This is a genomic window from Candidatus Eremiobacteraceae bacterium, from assembly GCA_036511855.1.
GTDB lineage: Bacteria > Vulcanimicrobiota > Vulcanimicrobiia > Eremiobacterales > Eremiobacteraceae > JABCYQ01.
This window is the reverse complement of record DATCBN010000107.1, coordinates 40,103-64,604: the sequence shown is the minus strand read 5'-3', so window position 1 is coordinate 64,604 and position 24,502 is coordinate 40,103. Positions and strand designations below refer to the sequence as shown.

Genomic DNA, 24,502 nt, shown 5'->3' with positions numbered 1-24,502 from the left:
CCGTGCGGCGTGATAGGATATCACCTAGTGGTGCCACACGCGGGCAAGCCAGCTGACGAGCAATATTATCGCCGCGACGGCAAGTCCGCGGATTACGTCTCGCGACGGCCATCTTGGCGCAATCGCGCCAGGCACGCCTTCCTCCGCATCGTGTCGATCCAGGGAATCCGTTTGACGTAGCATCCACGCGTTCGCCGTCTGCATGCGATCGGGAGTGACACGCTGGGATAGCCATGCAAGGATCTGGTCGTCGGTTGAGTGCGTGCCGATCGCGGTCGTGAAATCGCTCGGGCCTATACCCCAATGCCGCATCATCGCGCGGTCCATCGGACATGGATAGATGTAGCCGTCTTGCGTGCGGTTCGCTTTTGCGCGCGCCTTGTCGAAAACGCGGGCTAGCCATAGGGATTCGCCCAGCGCCTCTCGGCCTCGCCGAGGGAACGTCTTCCCATCTCGAAAGTCAGTCGACATCTTTGTTTGAATCTTCCTATAAATTCGAGAACGGCAGGACCAACATCAACGCGACGTTGACGGCGAATAGCGCGATTGCCGTCGGTATCTGCACCTTGATCTGAAGGTAGCGGTCTTTCATCTCGAGCAGCGCGGGCGGCACGAGGTTGAAGTTCGCCGCCATCGGCGTGCAGAGCGTACCGCAGTACCCGGCGAGCATCCCGATGGCGAAGAGCGGCGCCGGGTGTGCGCCGAAGCGTTCCACCAGGACAGGCCATCCGACGGCGGCGGTCATGATCGGGAAGGCCGCGAACGCGTTGCCCATGATGATCGTGAACGATGCCATGCCGAGCGCGTAGACGATCACTGCAAACATTCTCGACTGCTCGGGTACGACGTGCTGCGCGATCGCTCCGACGGCGGTGCCGACGCCAGCCTGCGTGAACAGCCCGCCGAGCACCGTCAGCATTTGCGGCAGCAATACCGCCCAGCCGACCGATTCCAGCAGCCGACGGCCCTCGCGCAGCGCGACGAACGGCTGCTTCGGCTTCAGCAGCACGACGCCGACGATCAGCGCGACGATGACCGCAACGCCCAGTCCGACGAGCGTCGCCTGACCTTTCGCGAGGAGCGGCACGCCGCCGATCGCGATCTTGCTGATGCCGACGGCAAAAGCGATCGTCACGACCGGGATCGTCAATGCCGGCGCGAACAGCAGATCACCTTTGCTGCGCGCACCCTCTTCGCGTTCGGCCTCGGTCGTAGTACTCACCGTGCCGGGCGACGTGAGGCCGAAGCCGGCGATGAGCGCCATGGCGATGACCGCCAGACCGAGCGGCCACAGCGGAAGCAGCGAGACGAAGCTGCCGTAGAAGAACGAAAGGCCGAGCAGCGACCAGAACGCGCAGTTCGTCCAGCGTTGCGCATGCGAGTGGTCGAAGGCGATCTGCACGCCGGTCGCGAGGAAGAACGCGCCCGCGAGCCAGAAGATCCACTCGGCGGTGATCACGCTTTTTTCTCGCGAGGGTCGCTGCCGCTTTCGAGCATCGCCTTCAGCCGTCCGTCGAGCCGCAGCAGCCGAAAGCCGTGGATGACGAACGCCGCGATCGCCGTCGGGATCGCCCACAGCGCGATCTGCAACGGGTCGAGCGTAAGGTGATACGTCGCGTCGACGTACGAGGTGATGAGCAACACCGCACCGACCGCGACGAAGACGTCCTCACCGAAGAAGACCCCGATCGTATCGGCCGCAGCCGAGTGCGCCTTCACTTCGTCGCTGACCCGCTCCGGCAAATCGTCGCCGTATGCGCGCATGACGGCGCCCTCTGCCATCGGATAGATCACCGGGCGCACCATCTGCGCGACGCCGCCGATGCTCGCCAGGCCGAGCGCCGACGCGAGCTGGCGAACGAACAGGTAAACGAGGAGAAGACGCCCTGCCGTCAGGCCGGCCGCTTTCGCGATCAAGAGCTTCGCGCGCTGCTGGAGGCCGTATCGCTCAGCGAGCCCGACGACGGGCAAGACGATGAACGCGAGTGAGATCGAGCGGCTGTTCGCAAAGCCGGAGCCGAACGCGTCGATGATGCGCGCGGGCGGCATGCCGGCGAGCAGCGCGGACGTGATGCCCGCAATCGTGACGACGATAAGCGGATTGCGGCGCAGGGCAAATCCGGCGGCGACGACGAGAACGCCAATCAGCGGAAGCATGCGGCGACGGGTTGTGCACTCGCGCCCAAAAAGCCTACGATTGCTGGTCTCTTCACCGGATGGTCGCTGGGTGGTATGATAATCTTGATGTCGACGCGGAATATGCGTCGGCTGGCGCGTCATCTTATGTATGAAGGGCACAGTCATGAATTCGATCCATGGTTAAGTCTTGCGCGTTGCCGCCCTTGTCATCGGGTCAGCGATCGTCGGGGCGAGCATCGCTTCCAATCCGGCTACGGCTCAAGATGTCACATCGATGCTCAAGGCGTTCAGCATCACGACATGCTCGACGTCGGGTGCTTGCAAGCAGTTCAAGAACACCGGTTCGGGCGCGGGTGTCAAGGGCGTCGCAGGCAATGGGAACGGCGTCATCGCTGTGTCGACGAACGGCAGCGCCACTTTGTCGACGTCGACGAATGCCGATGGCGTTCAAGCATATTCGAACAACGACGACGGAACCAATTCGGGCACCGACAACAATAGCGCGACACATCCTGGGCGCTCGGGTGCGTGGGGCCACGACGATTCGACAGATGGCGGCACCAAAAATGTAGGAGTCGTCGGTTCCTCGACCAACGGCGCAGGCGTCGAGGGGGTCTCAAGCAACGGCACAGGCATCTCGGCTGTCTCAACCAACGGCATAGGCTTGAACGATGTCTCAACCAACAACATCGCCAACATGGCATTTTCGCAAAACTCAAATGGCGGGATCATACAGAATCAAGACCTCGGCACCACCCTCGCCGTAGATAATTTAGCGAGCGGCGGTGCCCCCTTCCAAGCCACCAGCCCGGGTGGATATGTGGTCATGGATCAATCGGGCGACGTCCAGGCAAGCAACGCCATGTACGCGCAATCCTTCAATGTCGACAGCGATGTGATCACCAACGACGGACGGCATGTCATGTCGTACGCCTCGCGCTCGGCTGATGCCGAAATGTCCGACGTCGGCACAGGCCGCATCGCGGGTGGACAAGGGATCGTCCAACTTGATCCCGCGTTCGCACGGACGCTCGACGTACGCTCCGGCTATCACGTCTTCTTGACGCCCTTGGACGACTGCAAAGGTCTCTTTGTCGCCGCGAAGTCGCCGGCTAGCTTCGAAGTGCGCGAATTGCAAGGCGGCCAGTCGACGCTTTCGTTCGATTATCGAATCGTCGGGCGAGCGGTGGGAGTCAAATCGGGCCGTCTCCCGGCCATCAGACTCTCGGCGCCTGAAATTCTGCGAAGGCACGCTCCAGGCCACATTCCAACCCACTAACGACTCGACATCAAAACGCAGCGACCGCCGCGCGGAGCGGCGGTCGTTTGCTTGCGTGCGGCCGTTTGGGCGGCGCTTGCGCCGCGGAAAGCATGCTTAGTTGTTCGTCACGTATGCAGTTGTGGAGTGGCCGAGCGAATCCGAAATTACGACCCGCACGTTCTTGCCTCCACAGTCGCCGGCATTTGCAATCGAAAACTCATTGTCGGTTTCCGCAACGGGAGTGACTGAAATGCAGCTTCCATTGGCTACTGCCGTATAGCTTCCAGAGTATCCGGACTCCGACGCCTTAAGCGTAGCAGTGTCACCGGGATAAAGATTGTTTTTCGAAAGGTTTATGGGATCCGACGGACTGGACCCTGGGGTGATGTTAATCGTGGGCGTGATCGATACACCGCCTCGAGAACACGCAGCAGCGAGAACGGCGAGTGCGGCAAGAATCATTAGCATTGATTTATACATAACACGCATATCCCTCCGATTTTTTTCTTCCGCTACTTTCACTCCTAACCCCGCGTGCGTTGAGATGAAGTTTCCGCGCTGTTCATCGGAGGTTCACACCGGCTGTTTCGTTTCACGCAGGGAGCGTTATTTGGCTTTGCCAACGTCGTGAAGGCGTTTGCCATTCAATTGGGTTCCGCGCGAACTCTTGGCCCTGACGAAAACGAGCTATCTATCGAGGCATTGGCTGTAGCGAAACAGCGGCGCGTTTCAACCGGATCGTCGCCTTGCGGGTAACATCTAGAACTGCCTAGTATCGCCTATCGCAATAAGAATGCATTGCCGTTACAAAATGAGAGCGGCCGATATTCGGCCGCTCCGTGTCTTATGTCGATCGTCGGGTCTCAGGCAGTTGCGTGAATCGCGACCTTATGGAATGTTGAGTTCGAGACTTCGTAGGTCTTGACTTGCGGGCTACCCTCTAGCGAGGTCGACAATGCCTTCAGCACTTCTGGGTACGTCGCGCCGTTGTAGGATTCTGCGTTCTCCTTGAGATCCCAAAAGCTGATCGAGATCATCTCGGTGCCGCTCGCGCCGGCGAACGTGATTTCGTCCTGGAAGCCTTTTGACTTGCGAAGCATCGGAATGACCTGCTTCTCAAACGTTTGGTTGAATTCAGCAACGTGATTGGGCTTCAGGTTGGACTTCACTATACGTGCAAACATTGGGACTCCTTCGATGGTTGGATAACAGTCGATATCGTGGGTCTTCACCAATAAATTAACTGCCCGACAGTGATGTACGCCATTCGGCGGTACGTGGGCAGCCATTTGGAAATGCCTTGAATCGCTGTGTCACTAGTATAGCACATTTTGATTCTCACTTCGGAGAACTTAACAGCACGTTGCATGATGAATGTCTCAATGATCATGTTTAGGTAGGCATCAGCTACGACTAAAACCTCATTAACGTTTCGCTACGACGCGAGAGATGGATAGTCAACCGCGAACGCGTCGGTGGATTGCAAACACTAAAGTAAGCGTATTCAAGACATGGAAGACGTTTGCCAGCGCGGGAACGCCAATCGTTGCGAAGAACACTCGATTGCGAGAATCCACAAGTGTCGAATCTCGTACATCGTAGGCTTTCGCCGAGAGCGCACTTCGTGCTGTTTGGTAGCTCGTCACTACTTTACGTAACCTGGACTTTGTGGACAAAATGTGGGGAAGATTCTAGCAGAGGGGGCAGCGGCAAGAATCGCGCGCGCTTGTAAACAAGGATCTATATACGAGGGAATTGAGTTTAAACGAGTCTCTGACGATCGGCTTAGAAGGCCCGAGTCCTTCGAAGCCTGAACATCGAGAGCAATACACCTGATAAAGGAGGATGCCCGATGTTTCAGCGCACCCTGATATTGGCGTGCTCGATTTTGGTACTTCTCGCCACAACGTCGGCGAAGCTCTCGGCGGACACGCCTCAGAAGCTGCCGCCGGGGATGACGCCGGCGATCTATAAGATGATCATGACGCCGGGTCCCGCGCACCCTGCCGGGTTGCCTGCGGGCGTCCAGCCTTACCTTGGATGCATCCCGACGATGGGCTACCACTATGCAAAACCAAAAGACTGGCCCTTTGGGCCGATCTATGGCTGGTACAATGGAAAGGTGACCTTCACCGAGATCATGGTCGACGCCAACTTGTTCAAGAGCGGCAAGAGCTGGGATGACGTGTTGAAGCCGCTTCCTGGTTACAAGATCGATCACGTCGACATTTGGTACGAAGCGCACGGCCATCCCGCCTACGCGATTCCGCACTACGACATCCACGCGTGGTACATACCTCGCTCGGAGTACATGTACTTCTGCAACAACACGTCCGGAAAGAGACCGGCTTACTTGTAGATACGATTTCCTCGCCGGCTCAGGCTGCGATAACGTCGATCATTTCGGAGTTCGACCTATTGCCTAACGGAGATGCAGGGTGAGACCCTTCAGTTTCCTTTGCGAGCTCCAACATTGGAACGCAGGTATACGACAAGACTCTAAGCCGGCCAGGCAAGGCCGGCTTTTGTTTGTTCAGGACCTTGCGTGGTTGCGGCGAGAACGTCTGGCCACGAACTGCTGATTTTCGAAGGCTTTCTTCGCCCTCGGAGGCAGAATCATCACGTAGGTGACTGTTCGGTTATGCGGGGCCGCCTCTGACCTCGATTTGCACCAGCGAGTTTTATGTTGTTGGCGTGATTTCATGGAGTGCGAGAAATTCGTCGGGGGTGTGGTGGCCAAGTAACTTCTCGCGGTTCTGATATTGTTGAAAAAATCAGCTGCTAGTGGTAGAAGTACGGATCCAGGACGCTGACTTCAGAAACGCTATCGACCGGTAGTCCGTTACGTTCCCCCGCTTTTCGAATAGCGTCGACACTCGGACCATCGTAAACACAATATGTCTTCGTGTGATCTTTTGAAACATATGAATGAATCCATGTCACGCCGAGGTCTTCGTTTACGTCAACAACACTTCGGCATTTATCGGCTCCCTCGTTTGTGATCGGAATCGATAACCCGTCCTTGAACGTACGTTCGATAATGTATCGCGGCATACAAATCCCTCCATCGTTTGGCGCACAACATCAACTTCGCGGCCATTTTGTTCGAACATTAGAGCGCGTACGCCTTCGATGAGGCAAGCGCGGCTAGGGCTAAGGCGGCGGACGGCAGAAGAACCACGGTTATCCATGCCACATCACACCCAGGCCGAGAAACGGCAATCCAAACATCCGGTGTCGTTGCCCTCGGGAACGGTCACCTTTCTGTTCTCTGACATCGAAGGCAGCAGCGAGCGATGGGAAACGCATCGCGACGCGATGAAGGCCGCCGTTGCCCGACATGAAGAGCTGATGCGGGCGGCGATCGCACGATATGACGGCTATGTTTTCAAGTCCCTCGGCGATGCATTTTGCTCCGCATTCGCCACAGCCCCAAACGCCGTAAATGCCGCACTCGACGCTCAGCGTGCCCTCAGCGCAGAGGACTTCTTAGCGGTCCGCGGCCTGCGAGTTCGAATGGGTCTGCATACCGGCTACGCAGACGAACGTGACGCCGATTATTTTGGTACCGCCGTCAACCGCGTCTCACGGCTCATGTCCATCGGCCACGGTGCGCAGGTACTGTTATCGGGTGCCACCCACGCGCTCGTGCAACACGAAGCATCTCGTGACCGGATATTCACAGATCTCGGCTTGCACCGACTCAAGGATCTTGCCGAGCCCGAGCACGTATGGCAAGTCACCTTAAGCGGCCTATCAAGCGATTTCCCGCCGCTTAAATCGCTGGATACGCTTCCCAATAACCTGCCGATTCAAGTCACGAGCTTCCGCGGCCGCGAGCAAGACCTTGAAGATCTGAAGGTGCACATCGTCGAACACCGTTTGGTCACGCTCTTTGGAGCCGGGGGCATTGGCAAGACGCGGCTAGCGGTTCAACTTGGCGCCGAAGTCCTCGATCGCTTTCCAGACGGCGTATGGATCGCCGATCTCGCACCGATCACCGACCCGGAATTGGTGTCGAGCGTTGTCGCCAAGGCAGTGGGCGTTAGCCAAGCGCAAATGCGCCCGATCGACGAGTCGCTGACGCAGTCTCTCAAATTAAAGCAGCTTCTCCTAATTCTCGACAGCTGCGAGCACGTGCTTGGAGCCGCTGCTGCCCTAGCCGATGCGATTCATCGCCAATGTCCGAACGCGCGCATTCTTGCCACCTCACGCCAGGCGCTAGGAGTGAGCGGGGAAAAAGTGTTAGGGCTCGCCTCGCTGGCGGTACCCGATAGTGCGGTTAATCTCGACCCCACGGCTGCGCTCAGATTTGGTGCGGTGGCCCTTTTTGCTGACCGCGCGTCGCTCGTCGATCAATCGTTTCGCCTCGACGACGACAACGCGCTGATCGTGGCGGATATTTGTCGTCGGCTCGATGGCATCCCACTTGCGATCGAACTGGCCGCGGCACGCGTGAAAGTGATGAGCATTCCCAACCTCGCGCAACGGCTAACCGAGCGCTTCAAGATTCTTACCGGAGGCAGCCGCACAGCTCTTCCCCGGCAGAAGACGCTGCGTGCGCTCATCGATTGGAGCTACGATTTGCTCTCGCCTCAGGAGCAGGAGCTGTTCGATCGTGTGGCGATTTTTGCCGGCAGCTTTACTCTCGATGCCGCAGCCGTCGTATGCACCGACGACGGCATCGAGCAAGACGATGTGCTTGACCTGATTGTTTCGCTTGCGGATAAGTCGCTGCTAGTGGTAGATACAAGAGGCAAACAGGAGCGCTATCGTGTGCTTGAATCCACTCGCGAGTACGCGCTGGCAAAATTAACGGCGAGCGGTGAGCGCGAGCGGCTCGCGCGCCGGCATGCCGGCTACTTCCGGGACATCGCTCAAAAGGCGGAGAGAAGCTTTGGCGCAATGCCGCTGAGCGAATGGCTTGCGATACTCGAGTCGGACGTAGAAAACTTTCGCGCGACAATGGAGTGGGCGCTAGTCAGAGATCAAGACGTGGTTCTAGGCGGCTCGATCGCCGGTGCTTTGGAGATGTTCTGGTGGCACGGCGGCGCCGAGGCAGAGGGCCTCCGTTGGATCAAGGCGGCGCTCCGTAAAATCGATGAGAGCGAGCAGGCGGACGTGGCTATGCGACTCCGGCGGGCACTTGCGCTTCTCATGTCGCGCTTGCTCTACTCATAAGGCACGCCAAAAGATTTTCGGCGAGTGCCGGGCGTTGCGGCAATATGCGAGTCAGGGGCAGCGATCGTAGGTAACATTGAACATTCAGCAGGAACGGAGGACGCACATGGATACCGAGAGCTTGCGCGCTCTACAGGCGCCGATTAAGGATCGTTATCGCACCGAGCCCGATGCCGCGCTCATCACGCTTAGGGCAAGCGGCCGGGTCGATGACCCCGAAGGGCTCAGCTGCAGCGTTGAGACCGGACGGGCGCTCGTGAGAGCCGGCCTGCACCCGGCAACGGGTGGCGATGGTACGCTTGCTTGTTCAGGTGATATGTTGTTGCAGGCACTCGTCGCGTGTGCAGGCGTTACGCTGAGGTCGGTCGCAACGGCGAAAAACATTCAGCTACGAAGCGGAACCGTTTATGCGGAGGGAGACTTGGACTTCCGCGGCACCTTGGGTGTCGACCGCGCTGCGCCGGTCGGCTTCAAGAATATTCGGCTTCGCTTCGACCTTGACGCGGATATAACGCCCGACGAAGTTGCCACACTTCAAAAATTGACGGAACGATATTGCGTCGTCTATCAGACGCTTGCAAGTGGGATAAAGCCGGAAGTCGATTTCCGCGTCGCGCCGCCCCACGGTTAACTCGGGGAAAGAATGTAATCCCGCAAGACCTTACAGCCGGCGGGATTAGGTATGGTGGAGATGTGCTGCCCTTAGTGGTATCAACGTTGTAGTGGAATTCTCGCTTGTTCGTTCATAGAAACACGCACCTTTTAAAGGCGTAGCCAATCTCAAAACACGGCTCCGCCCGTGGCGGCCGTGGGAATTTTCCACACCGTCACCTCCGGCGATCGCTCCCCACTACGACGCTCGCTTCAAAACGTAAATCACCCACGGAGCTAAGGTGGTCTCGTTGTCCCACGCATAAGGTTCACTACGGGTTGCTAGCGGCCGCAGGGTTTGGATCGCGTTCAGGCCGGCATTAGCGAATATCTCCTGATATGAGTCGTCGGTACACAGGATGTCTTCGACCGGTCTGCGATCATGGAGATCGGTCACGACGATGCGTACGACATCGCCGGACTTCGCCGAAGCGTTCTCCGGGAAATCTTTGGTCGAAAACGATGCCCATTCATGCGTGTAAATCTCGGGAGACGAAACGATGCTGACGACGGCCCCGTTCGGTGTCAGCAGCTTGCCGAGATCGGAAATGATTCTCCCCTTCATCACGCCCGGAACGTTGTCGAGTGTAAAGGCGGAGAGCACGAGGTCGAAATTCCCAACGCCAAGTCCGGTGAAGTCATCGCCCGGAATCAAACGGTAATCGCCGGAAGGATCGGTGTCGCGAGCTAGCCTCAGCATGTCCTCCGAACTGTCCACGCCGATGACGTCGAACCCAAGCGATTGGAGAAATCTGGTCGATCTGCCAGTCCCACAGCCGAAATCGAGCGCACTCTTTCCCGCCACGTGGTTGGCGATTATCGCCGGCAAGTCACGGTATGCGAGGAAGTACGTGTTGGCAAATTGGAGCGTGGAGTAGGCGTTGGCGCGTTTGGCATCCTCATAGCTGTTGACGAAGTCCATCTTCTACCAATCCCCGCGCGCCGCTGCGATTGCGCCATCTTGAGACCCAGAACGAGAGACCATTACACCGACTGGTCTGCTCGACCGTGCTCCAGTCCTTTGCTTGGACGGCCACATCGTGAGTAATCCCACTAGCCTGGAATTTCCAGTATACATCAATCGATGATGTCGTAGCCGTCCGCCGGGTCCGTCGACCCTGGCATTCCGTAATTTGGGTTTAACGGCTGCCAGGGCCATATCCCGTCGAATTGTGTTCGGAGGCGACGGCACCAGAAGCACGGGTGGCGCTCCGGTTCCGCATCCTGGTGACAGTTTGCCGTCATTCTCGAATTTTGTGAATCCGACGTCCGGCGCAGCAACACTGTACCGACATCGTTCCGGAACGCGACCGGAACGCAGAACTGTTACATTCTAGCGATGAACGAGCGCAAACAAGCATTTCTCGTGAATCTGTGGTTAGAGCCGGACGACATTGGAACTCGGGCCGACCGCGGATGGCGACGTGGGAGCGTCGAGCATCTGAAGAGCGGGCGCCGCTTGTATTTCGGCGACATCGCCGAACTGCTCGATTTCTTTGCCTCCTGCAAAGGGAGGCGCGACTTGAGATAATTGCCAACCACTCTCGATATGTCAGGAACAGTCACGCCCGACATAATTCCGGGCGTGCTGCCGGTTCGCATTTCGCTCTTTGGGCAGCCGCGCGTCGCCGCAGCTGACGACTCACGCGAGTTTCCATTGCCGCGCAAGACGCTCAACGTGATGGCGTACTTGATCCTGCATTGCGGGCGGCACACGGCGCGCGACTCGATCGCGTACGCTCTATTCCCCGACGATGACGAGGAGACCGCGCGCGGTCACTTGCGGCGAAATCTCTCCTATTTGCTGTCCTCGCTGCCCCAAACGCCGCACGAGGCACGCTTCGTCCTTTCGGAGTTCGACCGAATTGCGTGGAATCCGACGGCCGCAGCGGATGTGGACGTATTTTCGTTCAACCGCGCCGTTGCCGAAGGCCGCGATGGTGACGCACTTGCGTGCTACACCGGGGATCTTCTTCCCACGCTGTACGATGATTGGACCAACGGCGAGCGCGAGCGATTGCGCGACGTTTATCATGATGCGTTAGCGCGCACGATCATGCGAGATCGATCGCTGCGGCGATTCGATCGCGCCGTTGAGTCCGCCCACCGCTTGTTGGATGAGGACCCATGGCGGGAGGACATCGTGCGCCAATTGATAGCGATCCGCTATGAGGCCGGCGATCGCGCGGGAGCACTCGCTGAATTCGAGCGGTTCGCTGTTCGTCTGCATGCCGACATGAATGTCGAGCCGATGCCGGAAACGCTGGCGATTCGCGACGCGATCTTGAGCGGTGTCCGCCTGGCGTCCAGCGAGTCTCCGGCCCGCGGGCCTGAGACTCAAGGGGCGCCCTCGCTGACATTGCCATTCGCAGGCCGAGCAATTGCCATGGATAGTGGGCTGCGTCTTTGGCACGCTGCTGCGGACGGGCGCGCGAAAGTGCTTTTCGTTGCAGGTCAAGCCGGCATCGGAAAGAGCCGTTTTACGACCGAACTCGCGCGTGCGATCGAGCGCGAAGGTGGCGTCGTCGTCCGTGGCGAGACCGCCGCCGGCGGGGAACATCGCCCGTACGAAGCATTTGTGGAGGCGTTGCGGAATGCAGCCCCGATTCGTGCGCGATCCGCGCCACGCGACAAGAACGACGTTTGGCAGCGCATGCTCGATGAGTTGCTGGACGAGTATGCGCGCGCGACTTTTGTTGACGACCGAGCCGCGAGAGTTCGACTTTTTGAATCGGTGCGGCGTGGATTGTCTGATCTGGCGCGCACTCGCCCTGCAACCGTAATCCTCGAGGACGTCCACTGGGCTGGTGCGGCAACGATCGACCTGCTCGAATTCGTGGCGACGCGACTTGGCAATGAGCAAGTGCTGATCGTCGTGACATTCAGAAGCGATGAATTGCCGACCGCGCATCCGCTTCGCGCTCTGCGCCGTCAACTTCAGAGTCACGGCAATGCGAGCGAGCTTGAGCTTGGTCCGCTCGACGCTGTCGATGCGAACACCGCTGCCCGAACTGCTGTTCCGGATTCGGTAGACGACCAAATGCTGAAGCAAGCGGTGACGCGGTCCGGCGGCGTGCCGCTACTCTTGCACGAAGCGCTGCAGGACATTGTGTCTGGGCGGCAGACGAATAGCGGCGGAATCGAAGAGGTCTTCAAGTCGCGCCTAGCTCGACTCTCGTCCGATGCCGAGACAGCCCTCATGTATGGTGCCGTCATCGGTGCACGCTTCGATGTGACGGCCTTGGCAGCGGCAACCGGCTGGAGCGACGATCAACTGGTTGATGCTCTTCGCGAGTCAATCGAACTGGGCCTCATACGCGCGAGCGCACGGGCTCCCGGGCTTGCTTTTTCGTTCACGCACCATCTCGCGTATGCTGCGGCACTCGAGCATCTCTCGGCGCAGGAGCTCGAAGTCGCGCATGCATTGGTGGCGCGCGCGCTTGCGTCGTTGCCGCAAAGCCATAGCGCCCGTTCTGCGGAAATCGCGCGGCATTTCCAAGCCGCCCGCAACGCGGCGAAGTCCGCTGAATATTTCTTGCGAGCCGCGCGTTACGCGTTAGATGTGTTCGCGAATGAAGAGGCTCGGGATACCGCCTCTGCAGGTCTATCGCTCATCGATGGGAGCGATCCCGCACAGGCGCGTTTGACCTACGATTTGCTGGCAATTCGCGAGCGCGCTTTCGCGCGCATGGGCGCTCTTGCCGAGCGCCGGACGGACGCACTTTCGTTGCGCGAGCTTTCTCTAGGCGATGCAGAGCGTTCGTGCAGTGCCCTGGAACGAGTCTTTGACGCGTACCGCGATGACGCACTTATGCGACGCGAGACGCTTGCGCGTCTGGAAGTGCTCGCATCGGCCTCCGAACGAAATGCTGCGATCTTTGACCGCATGTCGGCCACCGATGCATTCTTGGAGCATGATTTCACCACGTCGCGGGATGCTGCGTTTCGAGCCTCGCAAGCATTCGAGCGGCTTGGTGACCCACGCGCGGCCTTTCTTGCCTGGGCGCAATACGTCAACTCGCTCTGCCGGTTGGGTGACTACAAGCATGCTGCAGAACAAATTGCAAACGTGCGGCCGGCATACGAGGCCAACGAAGACGTGGAACTGCGAATGGAGTTCCACCACGTCGCATCCACGCTACTCGGAGAGCTCCCCGAGATCGCTTTGAACGATGCGCGTCAATCACTGGAGCTCGCGTTAAGGGTCGGCGATCGATTTGCCGAGGCGCGCGGTCACCAAAACGCCGCGGTATACCTCGGGAAAATGGGCGAGTTCAAGACGACCCTTCGCGAGCACGAGCGGGCGCTTGAGGCGTACCGGGACGTCGGCGACGTCGCCGGCGTCGCTGCATCGATCGTGAATCTCGCCACGGTTCGCGGATTTTGCGGCGACCGCGAAGGTGCCGAAGCGCTGTTTAATGAGTTGCCGGACCAAACGCTCGAACAGCCAGGAATTGCACTACGCGTAATCTACACCCGAGCAGCACTCGCGATGCGTTCCGGTTGCATGTCTGAGGTTGAAAACCACCTCGTCGAGGTGCGCGACCTTGCTACGCGACTTAAGAACGAACTGTATATAGCACGCGTCGCGGCGCTGCATGGCGAGTTCTGCGCACGGATGGGGCGCGATGCGGAAGCGCGAACGTTTCTGGACGAGGCACTTACCGGACTACAGCGTCTCGAGCAGCGAGCCCTCACGATGGAAACGCGCGCGCTGTTCGCCCGCTTTAGTGCGGGCGTCGGTGACTTTGCGGCGGCGCGGGCGCACGCAGCGCAGGCAATCGCCCTGGCAGAGGGTTTTCAGATTCAGCATTTCGCGGAGCAAGCGTGGCACCTCGCCGCTGCACATGTTCTGTTGGGCGAAAGCGCTCGCGCCTGGCACTTCGCGGAATCGGCCGCACGTGCATTTGTCGAGGGGGCGATGCGGATGGATGCCGATCTGGCTGAATCCTATTCGCGCTTGCCCTGGCATCGCCACACCATCGAGTATCTCAGTGACCGATCCGTCCCAATCCGCCTTAGCGATCCCGAATAGGCGTTTGAGACACGTTGGGAACGAACTTGGAACGGCGATAAGTTAGACTCTCCCTGTTGCGGCCGGTGCGGACTTCGCCACGAGGCGCGTTCATTGGCCCGCTGCTTGAGATTGAGGAGAGGATCAATGCGAATCACATTCATGCGTCCGACGTTGATGACGGCGGCAATCGTCGCTTCGGCCGGAATTTTGGCGGGCGGACTCGCCCTTCGGCCGGCTTTCGCGGTCGTCGGATCCGCGATGGTGAGTCCATTCATAACATGCAATAAGACGAAACCGTGTATAAAATACAACAATGGCGGCACAGGCGCCGGCCTGCAAGGTATCAATACAAATAGCTCTTTCTCAGGTGCAGGCCTACTCGGAACCGCGACGGTGAACGGCACTGGAGTTCTGGGTCAGGCGACGGCGGGTAACGCCGTGAATGGAACGTCGGCGAGCGGGTTCGGCGTCTTCGGAGAGTCGACTTCGAGCATCGGTGTCGTGGGAAATTCGACCTCGTCCGCCGGTGTCGTTGGAAGCTCGGCTTCGTCCTATGGTGTCTCGGGTGCAACGAGCTCAACTAGCTCGTACATCGCCGGCGTCCAAGGATCTAACAACGCCACCGCAACCGCCGTCCGGGCAAACGGCTTCGGCGGCCTGCTCTTCGACGGAAACAACTCGGGAGGCGCCGACGTTTTCACCGTGAACGACAACGGCAACACGTTCGTGGCGGGCAGCGAGGTCGTCCAAGGCGAGCAGTTTGTTGACGCTCTCACCGTGGGCAATAGCACCTCTGCCATCGGCGTTTTCGGAGGTGGTGCCAACGGTGTTCAGGGAGTCGGCGTAGGAGCGAACCCCACGGGCGTCTTCGGCGTCAACTTCTCGACCAGTGGTGGTACAGCACTTGAGATGCAGGATGCGTCCGGTACCGGCGTCCTCGTCAACGGATTCGACAGCGGCGGCAACCTGAAGCTACAAATACAGGATGACGGAAGCGTGTTCGCGCACCAATTCATCAACTTCTTCGATACCCCGGGTGGACAGAGAATTACCTCCTATGCGACTACATCGACCACGCCGAATATCGAGGACTTCGGCGAAGCGCAGTTGACCGCCGGCCAGGCATACGTGAGCCTCAGGCCCGCGTATGCCTCCGCGATCGATTCGCGGTACTCGTACATGGTATTCATCACACCGGAGGGCGATACGCGCGGACTCTACGTGACGCAAAAAACGCCTGCCGGCTTTGTCGTACGAGAGAATCAGGGTGGACGCTCGGAAGCGGTATTTAGTTACCGGGTCGTAGCCAAGCCGTTCGGCTCGGCGCCAGCTGCGATGCGTCCAGAGCGCGCACCGTCGCACCAACTGCCACATCCGGCCACGCTCCACCACGTTCCGAAATCTAGGATAAAGGGCTACTAAGTCGGGCTTGCCCGGCGATCCTTACGACCAAGCGTCGCCGCCTAGGCGGCGACGCTTGGGTTTTCTGAGTAATCTTCGCATAAGACGCTGCGCGGCAGATTCGCCGGAATGCCCGGCAACGCCCGGTTGCATCGGATACGCGAAACTCGTCCCAAAATGTCGACATGTGACGCTTGGTATCGTGGTGGGCAACCTAGTCTCGGTGTTATTGCAGGCATGGGTGATCATGAGGGTCTATGGGCTTCATCCGACGGCAAAGTGTTGAGCGCTCACTGCACTAGAACGACAATCTAAAAGATAAAGGCCAGGATTGGAGTCCTGGCCTCATCTCACTTTAACAGGATCTAGTGAACGATAATCACCGTTCGTATCATGTTGCTCTCGTAGTGGTATTGACATCCGATCATGTAGAAACCGGGAAGGCCAGTCTCATAGACGGGAGACTTCTCGTTTGGATTGAGGCTGCCCGTGGCAAAGCCGGTCGTTCCTATTGCCGTACCCGCCACCGATCGCGTGGTTGAACCGTTAAACGACGTCGGCCATGGAGCGCTGTTGCTGGTCGCGTTACCGAGGAATGCCGCAGAGTGCGGAATCGTATCGACATTTTGAAACAGGACCGACTCCCCCATGCTCAGGCTGATCGTTTGCGTCTGAGTCGATGTCGTGGCGACCGCGTAGCCTAACTCGAAGCCGTACTTTGGATCGATGATTGACATTTCGCCAATGAGGCGGATGCCGATGGTAGTAATTTTATCTTCGTAGACATCGATTGTATTATTGCCGTAACCTGCGATCCAGATATCGCCGTCCCCACCAACGGTGAGACCGCCGATTACTTTGCCTGGGTCTGGCGTAATCGTCGCAGAAAACGTCTGCGTCTTTGGATTAAACTCTTGTAGAGCGCCATAGTCGCCGTAGTTGAAGCTACTCAGCCACATCTGCTTGTCTGGACCCAGGATTATATCTTGCCAGAACGCGGTCGCCGGGTCCGAGTATTGCGTGATCACACCGGCAGTCGTTATGCGCCAAATCCCGAGATATGTGCTGGCGTACAGGTTACCGTCTGGACCAGCGGCGATCGCGAATGGGTTGTCATTCGTTGGAGCGGTATATTCGGTGATTGTGCCGCCAGTCGTTATCTTGCCAACCTTATGACTCCATTCGACAAACCAAAGATTGCCGTCTGGTCCGGTGACAATATCGTATGGAGAGGCGCCCGCTGTCGGGGTGGGATATTCGGTAACCCTCCCCGTGGGTGTGATCTTTCCGATTTGATTGGAACAGGCGTCAGTAAACCACATGTTCCCGTCCGGACCTTTGCCTATCCCGAATGAACATGAACGTGACGGCAGCGGGTATTCAGTGATTTTTCCGACGGTTGTGATCTTGCCGATGATGCCGCCGGATTCGCTAAACCACAATGTGCCCATCGCTCCCGCTGCAATGTCATATCCAGTCTGTCTGCTTGGAATCGCGTATTCGGTAACGACACCGCTTGGCGTGATCTTGCCGATGCGCGCTGCGTTATTTTCCGTAAACCAAACGTTCTTATCGGAGCCGGTAGCCATATAGGAAGGAAACGAATTTGCATGCGGCAGCGGGTACCTGAAGATAACGTTCTTCGTGGATTGATTGAAGGAATCGACGACGTCCTGCGGCACGAGACTTCGAGCGCCTGGTAATACACTGGTCGGATTCGCAGCATTGCTGGCCGAACAATTGACCAACAAGATAACTAGACCCGCTATTGCATAACGCTTTTTCATGACCGCCCCACACATGAGTGCCCGAATAACGTCAAAGCTTCGGTAGCTATATATGCAAACGTACACCTATTCGAAAACATCTCTATACAAGATTCACGTTGGCGCACGCTAACGGTTATCTTCGCCGTGTGGGACTTAGGGACTAAGGTTGGTTGCATGAAACCGCTTCGTGACAAACGCCTTTTCTCTACGAGTCCATCGCGTCCCGAGTTATGGAAACCGGACGCCACTCGTGACCATCTCACGGGCGGACGTTTACGACATCAGAGCTCGATATCGACGACGAGCGCGGAGTGGTCTGTGAACCTCTCCAATCGTACATCTTGAATGTAGAACCCGTCCTTAAGCCGAGCTCGCAGGCATGAAGACAAAAAACAGTGATCAATGCGCCAGCCACTTGCTCCGCCCGCTTGTAAAGGCGGGAATACCAAGAGTATTCGTCGCCCTCCGGGTGCAATTGGCGCCAGGCTTCGCTCCAATGCGTTTCTAGTTCAAGAGATCGTTGCGCCCAGTGTTAAAATCGCCGATTGCAATAATCGTCTCATCTGGCGAGGTTACTGCTCGTTAAATTAGATATTTGAAGTGTGGCACTTTTTTCTTACCCTGCGAAAAATACACATCATACAGAAAGAAACGAGAGCCCATCGCTAAGTACGCGAAGATCTAGCAATGCGAATGGCCATGGCAACTCCGCTCACTGCCTCGTTTACAACTGAGGCGGACGCCGTTGCGCCCGCCCCGCATGTTGATATGGAAATCGACTGTTGGCTGGCTAGTCGAAGGAAGTTACTCTAAGCAACTCTACGCGCTCGTTTGGACTCTGCCGTCGTCTGTTTCTTACGGGTCGGGCTCGGTAACTGTATTACGGAGTAATGTTACTGCACCGATCCGCGCCAACAATCTCCCATTCACCACCGTGGCGCCTCTACCCAGAGAAATCGATGCGTGCGCCAGAATGACCCCTTTGAAAATCGACCCCGTCTTAAGGGTTGCCGAGCTGCCGACCTGCCAGAAGATGTTGCGCGCTTTGGCGCGGTTGATCAGCGTGACGCTACTATTGACCGACGTCGTCAGGGTGGACGGCACCTGGAAGATAAAGACGCTGTCGGAGTCGTTGTGACCATCTAGCGTGACGTTCCCAGTGATCGCCAGTGACACCGGCGCTTTGTAGAGGCCGGGCCGGAGGGTCATGCCGCCGATATCGGCGGGCACCATGGTCGGGTTCTTTCGTCCGGCCGCATTGTTGTACGCGGTGGTCAAATCGCGATGAGCTCGCGCCGCGACAGGATCACCGGCATGTATCGAACCGTCGATCACTTTTCCCGGCGGGAATCCGGTCACCGTCGAGCCCGGACTCACGCCGAGATCGCCGGCCACGATGGTCGGACCGGCGTTGGTGACGGTGTCGGCGGCCAGCACCGCAAATTTTGCGGCCGATCCAAGTGGCACTCGCTTTATCGCCCTATCAGGATTGACGGCTGCCGTGAGCTGGGCCATCGGGCCCACAGCGGCAACTGTGCGGCCCATCGTCGTGTGCTCGTGGCCTTGGAGAGTGAACGGCTTCGGCGCAATTGCCGAACCGCCGGAGCAGCCGGCAAGCAGCGTTAACGCAGCCGCTGCGCTCAGCGCTTGAAGTGGTGTGAGAATACGCATTGGATACACCTTCGAATTTGAGTGAGTAAACGAGCAAAGCAATACAGGCGCTCGTATATGAGAAATCGCCACGTGCTGCGAGTACAATCGACGCGCCGCAGCCAATGGTAACAATGCTACTTCTATAGTAGGATGCGGGCCCCTAGCTCATATGCGATACGGTTATGTGGCGTGGTGCACGAACGGAATAGGACCTCCGTTTACGGGGCCAATGCCACCGTTCAATGGGTTCGATCCCAGCCGTCACAGTGGCGGCTCGTTCGAAGCCGTTCGGCGACATGCTGGTGCGGCGCTCGCGCTCGCCAATGCCTTTCAGCACAACCGAACGGCGACGTTTCGCGACGCCGCTTTGTGTGCAGAGGCTACAGCTTCCGTCGTAATCATTATCGCAATAATTTCAAATCGCCGAGACCCCCAACTACCGCTTTGCGTGTAAAGATGCAAGTGTGCTCATTTTCAATGAGGTGAAAAGGCACGTCAAGACGTTGTCGCCGTTCGGCTCCCACGATGAGTGTCATGGCGTGTCGCCTGATACCACCAGCTGGGCTTGGTAATAAATTTGAGCGGCGCCATCAGGAGCCGCTCTACGATGCCGCTACCCCTTCTGACCGTAGGCGTTAGTCGCGCCCTGCGCAGTCTTTGCACGGTCGATACTCGTTCTTGCCCCTCCGCCGCTCGTTCTTCGGTATGTCAAGACCAGGAGGACACGTATTGTTGTTGTGATAGACGCGATCGGCTTTTGGTTTCATTCCCTCATTGATCGAGTAGAAGTAGGGAACCCTAGACATTTACGTTCCTCCAAGTTTCTGCGCCAATTGACGCATCAAACATGTTCGTGATTCGAAGACGATACTCTCCTGGAAGCGCCGCTAACCGCATCAAAGTGCTACAATGACATTATCTAACGCCGCCATAGATCAGGGCGAAGGGCGATGACCGGCAAGGTCGTCGCCCTATCATCTTTGGAGAGCACGATGTCATGCTCGAGCGCCGCGAATAAGCGCCAACGCGCTCAACGGAAGATCGCTGAACGTGGGTAAGCGCTCGGAGAAGCCCCACTCAATGTCGTTTTACATGGCCCAACTCACCTATACCGAAGTTTCCGCCGGCACTGGGTGGCGGAGTCGTCGTGGTTGTGCCCCGCGAAATCGCGCGCCGCTCCGATTCAGGTGCGGTTGCGTGACGGCAGACATCGATTCGTCAGGTCTGCTCTATATTGACACTTGCGGAGTGCAACACTACAAACTGTTCTCTTGAACCGCGCATCTAGAGCCACAGACCACAACACCCCAAGGGCGATGACACGAAGTCGCCGCCCTTCTCATTGGAAACGTCCACAAGGCTCGTTAGTTTTTGTTAAGGCTGCTCACGAACACGCGCATGCCCTGTGCGATGTCCGCAGCCGCATCTGCTGGCTTTTTAGCGCGGTCAATCTCGATAGCCATGTTGGCTGACTGGCGAGTTTCATCTCTGAACCGGACGCGAACCTTGTCGCCTTCCTGCTCGAAGAAGAATAGAATTCCGACCGCAGTGTGGTAGACCATCGTGCGGGGGTTCCATCCTCCGAGTATATTCACGTGACTCTCTAGCGCGTCACAAACCAAGTCTAACCATTCCACGAAGTCAATGGTCGTCACGAGCGGTCCCCCGGCTCTGAGCTTTGGAGTACGTCGTTAGGTCGAGACGACGCCGACATGGCCCGGGCAGATGTCATGCATTTGATAAACGTCATCCGGATTGGGTGAACCGGAGTGGCGTCCGCAACCCCATTTCAGGTGGTATCTTTTCATGGACACGGTCGGCATATTCCCAGCGCCGTCGCTGACGTCCTCGGAAACGTTGAATTCCGTGGCCTCGCCTAATTTTTCGACCAGAGTCTGTTTCAGATAGCGAATCACGTTCTTGTTACCTTCGTATATGGAAATAACGATTCGGAACAGACTCCTCTAACCGAGCTTCTCGCACGCCTTGCACAGCGGCTTACCGCCGGTTCCACCTTCTCGATGTTTCAGTTCGATGCGCTTACCGTCGAGGCAATTCTCGTGATCGTGATGTACGTTTCTATGCTTCGGCGGATAATCCACAGAATTGGTATGGTAGTATATCCCCTTAGTCATCGTTTTGGTTCCTTTCGAACCGCTTAGGGCTTACCGACGAGACCTGTATGTTGGCAGCTTCCATCCGCGTTCTTCACGGCCTTCGCGAACTGCGGTGATTCATGTCGTGTTGCCCAACCGCCGCGCACTCTAAGGAGCGCGGTTCCAAACGCCGCTAATATCCATCCGCCGATCTCGTTTCTGCGTTAGTTCCTGGCCGCTCTCTTGTCCATGAAGTGGGCCTATTGCCGCTAACGCATAATAAGAAGACGGGGACGACCCAGACCATACGTGCGCCGAGCCGATAAACCCCCCACCTAGACCCGCTGATCGCCGCGGAGCGTTACTTATATGGCGTATTGCCGCGGCGGGCGCTGGCCTTCGAATGTCGGTGACATATGCAAATTGGCGCGCGGTGGGCCTGGCTTTACCGCGTCGCCTTCTCACAGCCTTTCACCTGACGCTGCAGTGGTGCTGCACCTCGACCTTGACCGAGTTGCACCTGGAATCGGACGCAGCGACGGGCAATGCTGACGCGTTCGCGCCAACTGATGAGGCCGGGAAAGAAACAAGCGCTCATCGCGAAGTCCGCGAAGATCTAGCAGTGCGGATGGCCGGAGCGATATTGCTCACTGCCTCGCTTACGAACGGGGCGGACGCCGCAGCGCCCGCCTCACGTGTCGATATGGAAATCAACGGTTGACTCGTTAGTCGAAGGAAATTACGCTAAGCGAATGCTTCGCGCTCATTTGGACTTTCCGTCGTGTGTTCCTTACGGGCCCGGCTCAGTAACAATGTCTCGGAGCAATGTTACCGCACCGGACCGCGCCAACAGTCTTCCATCCTCGACCGAGACGCCTTTACCAAGAGAGATTGATGCCTGCGCCAGAATGACCCCTTTGAAGACCGATCCCGTTTTAAGAGTTGCCGAGCTGCCGACCTGCCAGAAAATGTGGCACGGCTTGGCCATGTTAATCAGCGTGATGCTGCTATTGACCGAGGTAGTGAGAGTTGATGGCACCTGGAAAATGAAGACGCCGTTCTTTTTATTCTGCCCGTCGAGGGTCAAGTTTCCGGTGATCGCAAGCGAAACCGGTGCCTTGTAAAGGCCAGGTCCGATTACCATCCCGCCAATATCAGCGGGTACCTTAGTCGGGTTCTTTCGTCCGGCCGCGTTGTTGTATGCGGTGGTCAAATCGAGTTGAGCCTGCGCCGCGTGAATATCACCAGCGTGGATCTTTCCGTCTTTCACGATTCCCGGCGGGAATCCGGTCACCGCCGAGCCCGGACTTAACCCGAGATTGCTTGTCACTATTGTTGGACCGGAGTTCGTAACCGTGGAGCCGGCCAGCACCGCAAATCTGGAGTCCGATCCAAGGGGCACATCCGCTATAATCGCGTTGGGCTGGGGCAGCTGGCCCACAGGGGCAACTATGCCACCCATCGTCATGGGGATGAAGCCTCGGGGGGTGGACGGGTTCGGCGCGATCGCCGAACCGCCGGAGCAGCCAGCAAGCAGCGCTAACGCCGCCGCTGCGCTCAGCGCTTGAAGTGGTGTGAGAATACGCATTGGATACACCTTCGAATTTGAGTGAGTATACGGGCGACGCAAGACAGCCGCTCGTATCCGAGAAACCGCCGCGCGCTGCGAGTAAAATCGACGCATCGCAGCACATGGTAACAATATAAGTTCGACAATCGGATTTGTGTACTAGTTGTTCCCGTTTACAAACAATTCAATCATTTCGCCAGCCCGGTCGCCTCGCGCACAGGACTTTCGAACCTCCGCCGCAGCGAGAATCGGATCTTCATATGCGATGAGACGTTGGTTGTCAATTTGGTTAACCGGCCGAGCGCTCGCGGGCGGCAGCGCTTTGGGGACTGGAGCCGTTTCGATCCCGGTGGCCGGCGGCTCGCTTATCACAAATCCGGGCGGCCAGTAACGCGACGGGCTAGCCCGAGCGGGCGGTTCAAGCTCAAGGGCGGTCGCGCGGCTAATCGCGGCCGTCCTGCTTTATTGCCAAGTGCCGCATACTAACGCAGCGAGAATTTGACACGTAGAGATTGCTCGCGCGACGCAGTATCTGGCTCTATCAGCCTTACCTAGACCGAACATCTTATAAAATGCCGATTGATAAATTAATCCGTTTCGCGGAGGACGTATCCGTCCCCGTTCTGTGATGCCATAGATGCCGAGCTGCTGACGGCACTTGACGTACTGAGCAGGTTTCCGCAGCAGCGGGTCGCCACCGCGCTCGGGATGTCCGAGCGACGCTGGCGTGATATCGTGCAGGGCAGAGCAACGCCGCACGAAAAGCGGCGGCTCAGATCCTGAGATTGGGGTCGCGAACGGCAGTCAATCCCGAGAGGGCAGTCTAGTCTCGGCTCGTCCGCTGCGTTGCGGACGTTGAGCGGGGCTAGCGGGCCCGTTGGGCTTGGGGGTGCCACCGGGGCTGGGAACGAGCGTCATCGGCGGACGAGGTGGGCTGAAGTGGTCGTTGAACGATTCTATAACTGCATTCTTATCTTTATTGCATAACCAGCCGATAACTCGAGCGGGATGCGCAGAATGTGCATGCCAGAAGGGGTTGAGCAGGCGTCAAGATGCTAAACGAAGGAAGTCAGATCCCAAGCGGACAGGTTGGTAACGCAACGAGCGAAATGATTCGTACGCCTCAGCCGTCGGCGTATCCCGAGCACGAGGCTGGTTCCGACTCCGCTGCGTCGCGTAGCAAACTTTCGGTCAACGTGAGCCATGATATCTCCGAACGCCTTCGCAGCTTGGCCTATACCCACAGGCTAAGCGAGAGTTCCATAGTCGAGGTCGCACTTACGATGTTCTTCGCGCGCGGCGATGATGAATTGCTTGGCGTGATCCTCAAGAAACTAGGTGCGGTTCTCCGTCGGAGGTAAGGGTCGACGGCATAACGTGACGCCGCGACGCGGGATTGCGCGCCCAAACACCGGCGACGTCCTCCTCTACAATATCGACCTCAACGGCGTCATCGTCGGCCGCCTGAGCCCGACCTTCGCAGAAAATCAATCTGGCAAGAGGCGTTTTGGGCCGTTATTGACGAGGCGGTTCCGCACGAATCGGACACGGGGCGCCGGAATGACTGGCTCCTAGTGTAAAGTTGGCTCGAGCGATCGCAGTGCCGCCTAGTGTCGGCTAGTATCACCCATCGCATTAGCAGTCCATTAGCAAAACGGCATTTTCGGCCATTTCTCGCTCGACCCGGGAAACCCGCAAACCTCGTCAAATGTGCGCTTCCGCCACTAGGGGAGAAGTCTGCGGCTGGTGCCGCTGCCGGTCTTC

At 57.9% G+C, this 24,502-nt stretch carries 18 protein-coding genes; 8 read left to right on the top strand and 10 right to left on the bottom strand.

Annotated features, from left to right (window positions below; all coding sequences use genetic code 11):
• Positions 1-24 precede the first annotated feature (24 nt).
• The 3 genes from VII69_14340 to VII69_14330 are packed head-to-tail and all read right to left on the bottom strand — an operon-like array spanning position 25 to position 2,157.
• Positions 25-471, bottom strand: coding sequence for a DUF5069 domain-containing protein (locus VII69_14340; GenBank protein HEY5096288.1), 447 nt, complete (start codon positions 469-471; stop codon positions 25-27).
• 16 nt (positions 472-487) lie between these two features.
• Entirely contained in the window at positions 488-1,459 is a 972-nt protein-coding gene (locus tag VII69_14335) for a DUF979 domain-containing protein (protein ID HEY5096287.1), read from the bottom strand.
• Positions 1,456-2,157, bottom strand: a complete 702-nt coding sequence (locus VII69_14330) for a DUF969 domain-containing protein (GenBank protein HEY5096286.1) — start codon at positions 2,155-2,157, stop codon at positions 1,456-1,458. Before VII69_14330 ends, VII69_14335 begins: the two co-directional genes overlap by 4 nt.
• Before the next feature lie 169 nt (positions 2,158-2,326).
• Between VII69_14330 and VII69_14325 the strand changes: the two genes are divergently transcribed.
• The gene (locus tag VII69_14325; GenBank protein HEY5096285.1) at positions 2,327-3,418 is read left to right on the top strand and encodes a hypothetical protein; all 1,092 of its coding nucleotides are present in this window, start codon (positions 2,327-2,329) and stop codon (positions 3,416-3,418) included.
• An 845-nt stretch (positions 3,419-4,263) separates the two neighbouring features.
• On the opposite strand, the gene VII69_14320 is transcribed toward VII69_14325, so the two are convergent.
• Positions 4,264-4,584 (bottom strand): hypothetical protein, encoded by a 321-nt coding sequence (locus VII69_14320; GenBank protein ID HEY5096284.1) that lies wholly within the window; start codon positions 4,582-4,584, stop codon positions 4,264-4,266.
• A gap of 668 nt (positions 4,585-5,252) precedes the next feature.
• On the opposite strand from VII69_14320, the gene VII69_14315 reads away from it, so the two are divergent.
• The 3 genes from VII69_14315 to VII69_14305 all read left to right on the top strand — a co-directional run bounded on the left by VII69_14315 (position 5,253) and on the right by VII69_14305 (position 9,212).
• The gene (locus VII69_14315; GenBank protein ID HEY5096283.1) at positions 5,253-5,759 is read left to right on the top strand and encodes a hypothetical protein; all 507 of its coding nucleotides are present in this window, start codon (positions 5,253-5,255) and stop codon (positions 5,757-5,759) included.
• Positions 5,760-6,589: 830 nt separating this feature from the next.
• On the top strand, positions 6,590-8,581 hold the full coding sequence (locus VII69_14310; protein HEY5096282.1) for an adenylate/guanylate cyclase domain-containing protein: 1,992 nt from the start codon (positions 6,590-6,592) through the stop codon (positions 8,579-8,581).
• Between the two features lie 106 nt (positions 8,582-8,687).
• A complete protein-coding gene (locus VII69_14305) occupies positions 8,688-9,212 on the top strand; it encodes an OsmC family protein (protein ID HEY5096281.1) in 525 nt (174 codons plus the stop codon).
• Between the two features lie 219 nt (positions 9,213-9,431).
• Here VII69_14305 and VII69_14300 read toward each other — a convergent pair whose 3' ends face one another.
• Positions 9,432-10,154: a class I SAM-dependent methyltransferase gene (locus VII69_14300; protein HEY5096280.1), complete on the bottom strand. Its 723-nt coding sequence runs from the start codon at positions 10,152-10,154 to the stop codon at positions 9,432-9,434.
• 417 nt (positions 10,155-10,571) lie between these two features.
• Here VII69_14300 and VII69_14295 point away from each other — a divergent pair, with 417 nt between their 5' ends.
• The 3 genes from VII69_14295 (at position 10,572) to VII69_14285 (ending at position 15,671) form a co-directional block, all read left to right on the top strand.
• Positions 10,572-10,763, top strand: coding sequence for a hypothetical protein (locus VII69_14295; protein ID HEY5096279.1), 192 nt, complete (start codon positions 10,572-10,574; stop codon positions 10,761-10,763).
• A gap of 18 nt (positions 10,764-10,781) precedes the next feature.
• The gene (locus VII69_14290; protein ID HEY5096278.1) at positions 10,782-14,267 is read left to right on the top strand and encodes an AAA family ATPase; all 3,486 of its coding nucleotides are present in this window, start codon (positions 10,782-10,784) and stop codon (positions 14,265-14,267) included.
• 126 nt (positions 14,268-14,393) lie between these two features.
• The gene (locus VII69_14285; protein ID HEY5096277.1) at positions 14,394-15,671 is read left to right on the top strand and encodes a hypothetical protein; all 1,278 of its coding nucleotides are present in this window, start codon (positions 14,394-14,396) and stop codon (positions 15,669-15,671) included.
• Positions 15,672-16,015: 344 nt separating this feature from the next.
• On the opposite strand, the gene VII69_14280 is transcribed toward VII69_14285, so the two are convergent.
• From VII69_14280 to VII69_14265, 4 genes are all read right to left on the bottom strand, one after another.
• On the bottom strand, positions 16,016-17,437 hold the full coding sequence (locus VII69_14280; protein ID HEY5096276.1) for a hypothetical protein: 1,422 nt from the start codon (positions 17,435-17,437) through the stop codon (positions 16,016-16,018).
• Between the two features lie 837 nt (positions 17,438-18,274).
• Complete coding sequence (locus VII69_14275; protein HEY5096275.1) at positions 18,275-19,090, bottom strand: ice-binding family protein; 816 nt, start codon at positions 19,088-19,090, stop codon at positions 18,275-18,277.
• 1,346 nt (positions 19,091-20,436) lie between these two features.
• Entirely contained in the window at positions 20,437-20,727 is a 291-nt protein-coding gene (locus VII69_14270) for a hypothetical protein (GenBank protein ID HEY5096274.1), read from the bottom strand.
• Positions 20,728-20,763: 36 nt separating this feature from the next.
• Positions 20,764-20,988: a hypothetical protein gene (locus VII69_14265; protein HEY5096273.1), complete on the bottom strand. Its 225-nt coding sequence runs from the start codon at positions 20,986-20,988 to the stop codon at positions 20,764-20,766.
• Between the two features lie 583 nt (positions 20,989-21,571).
• On the opposite strand from VII69_14265, the gene VII69_14260 reads away from it, so the two are divergent.
• Positions 21,572-21,889, top strand: coding sequence for a hypothetical protein (locus VII69_14260; protein ID HEY5096272.1), 318 nt, complete (start codon positions 21,572-21,574; stop codon positions 21,887-21,889).
• 69 nt (positions 21,890-21,958) lie between these two features.
• Here the strand turns inward: VII69_14260 and VII69_14255 are convergent, their stop codons facing one another.
• Positions 21,959-22,756 carry an ice-binding family protein gene (locus tag VII69_14255; GenBank protein ID HEY5096271.1) on the bottom strand — a complete coding sequence of 266 codons (798 nt, stop codon included), beginning with the start codon at positions 22,754-22,756 and terminating at the stop codon, positions 21,959-21,961.
• Between the last annotated feature and the right edge of the window lie 1,746 nt (positions 22,757-24,502).

Bases quoted from the DNA above. Each gene is read 5' to 3' on its own strand.
- VII69_14310 (HEY5096282.1), top strand. From the start codon at position 6,590: ATGCCACATCACACCCAGGCCGAGAAACGGCAATCCAAACATCCGGTG.
- VII69_14320 (HEY5096284.1), bottom strand. From the start codon at position 4,584: ATGTTTGCACGTATAGTGAAGTCCAACCTGAAGCCCAATCACGTTGCT.
- VII69_14290 (HEY5096278.1), top strand. From the start codon at position 10,782: ATGTCAGGAACAGTCACGCCCGACATAATTCCGGGCGTGCTGCCGGTT.
- VII69_14330 (HEY5096286.1), bottom strand. From the start codon at position 2,157: ATGCTTCCGCTGATTGGCGTTCTCGTCGTCGCCGCCGGATTTGCCCTG.
- VII69_14285 (HEY5096277.1), top strand. From the start codon at position 14,394: ATGCGAATCACATTCATGCGTCCGACGTTGATGACGGCGGCAATCGTC.
- VII69_14260 (HEY5096272.1), top strand. From the start codon at position 21,572: ATGTCGGTGACATATGCAAATTGGCGCGCGGTGGGCCTGGCTTTACCG.
- VII69_14315 (HEY5096283.1), top strand. From the start codon at position 5,253: ATGTTTCAGCGCACCCTGATATTGGCGTGCTCGATTTTGGTACTTCTC.
- VII69_14300 (HEY5096280.1), bottom strand. From the start codon at position 10,154: ATGGACTTCGTCAACAGCTATGAGGATGCCAAACGCGCCAACGCCTAC.
- VII69_14280 (HEY5096276.1), bottom strand. From the start codon at position 17,437: ATGAAAAAGCGTTATGCAATAGCGGGTCTAGTTATCTTGTTGGTCAAT.
- VII69_14275 (HEY5096275.1), bottom strand. From the start codon at position 19,090: ATGCGTATTCTCACACCACTTCAAGCGCTGAGCGCAGCGGCTGCGTTA.
- VII69_14255 (HEY5096271.1), bottom strand. From the start codon at position 22,756: ATGCGTATTCTCACACCACTTCAAGCGCTGAGCGCAGCGGCGGCGTTA.
- VII69_14295 (HEY5096279.1), top strand. From the start codon at position 10,572: ATGAACGAGCGCAAACAAGCATTTCTCGTGAATCTGTGGTTAGAGCCG.
- VII69_14340 (HEY5096288.1), bottom strand. From the start codon at position 471: ATGTCGACTGACTTTCGAGATGGGAAGACGTTCCCTCGGCGAGGCCGA.
- VII69_14305 (HEY5096281.1), top strand. From the start codon at position 8,688: ATGGATACCGAGAGCTTGCGCGCTCTACAGGCGCCGATTAAGGATCGT.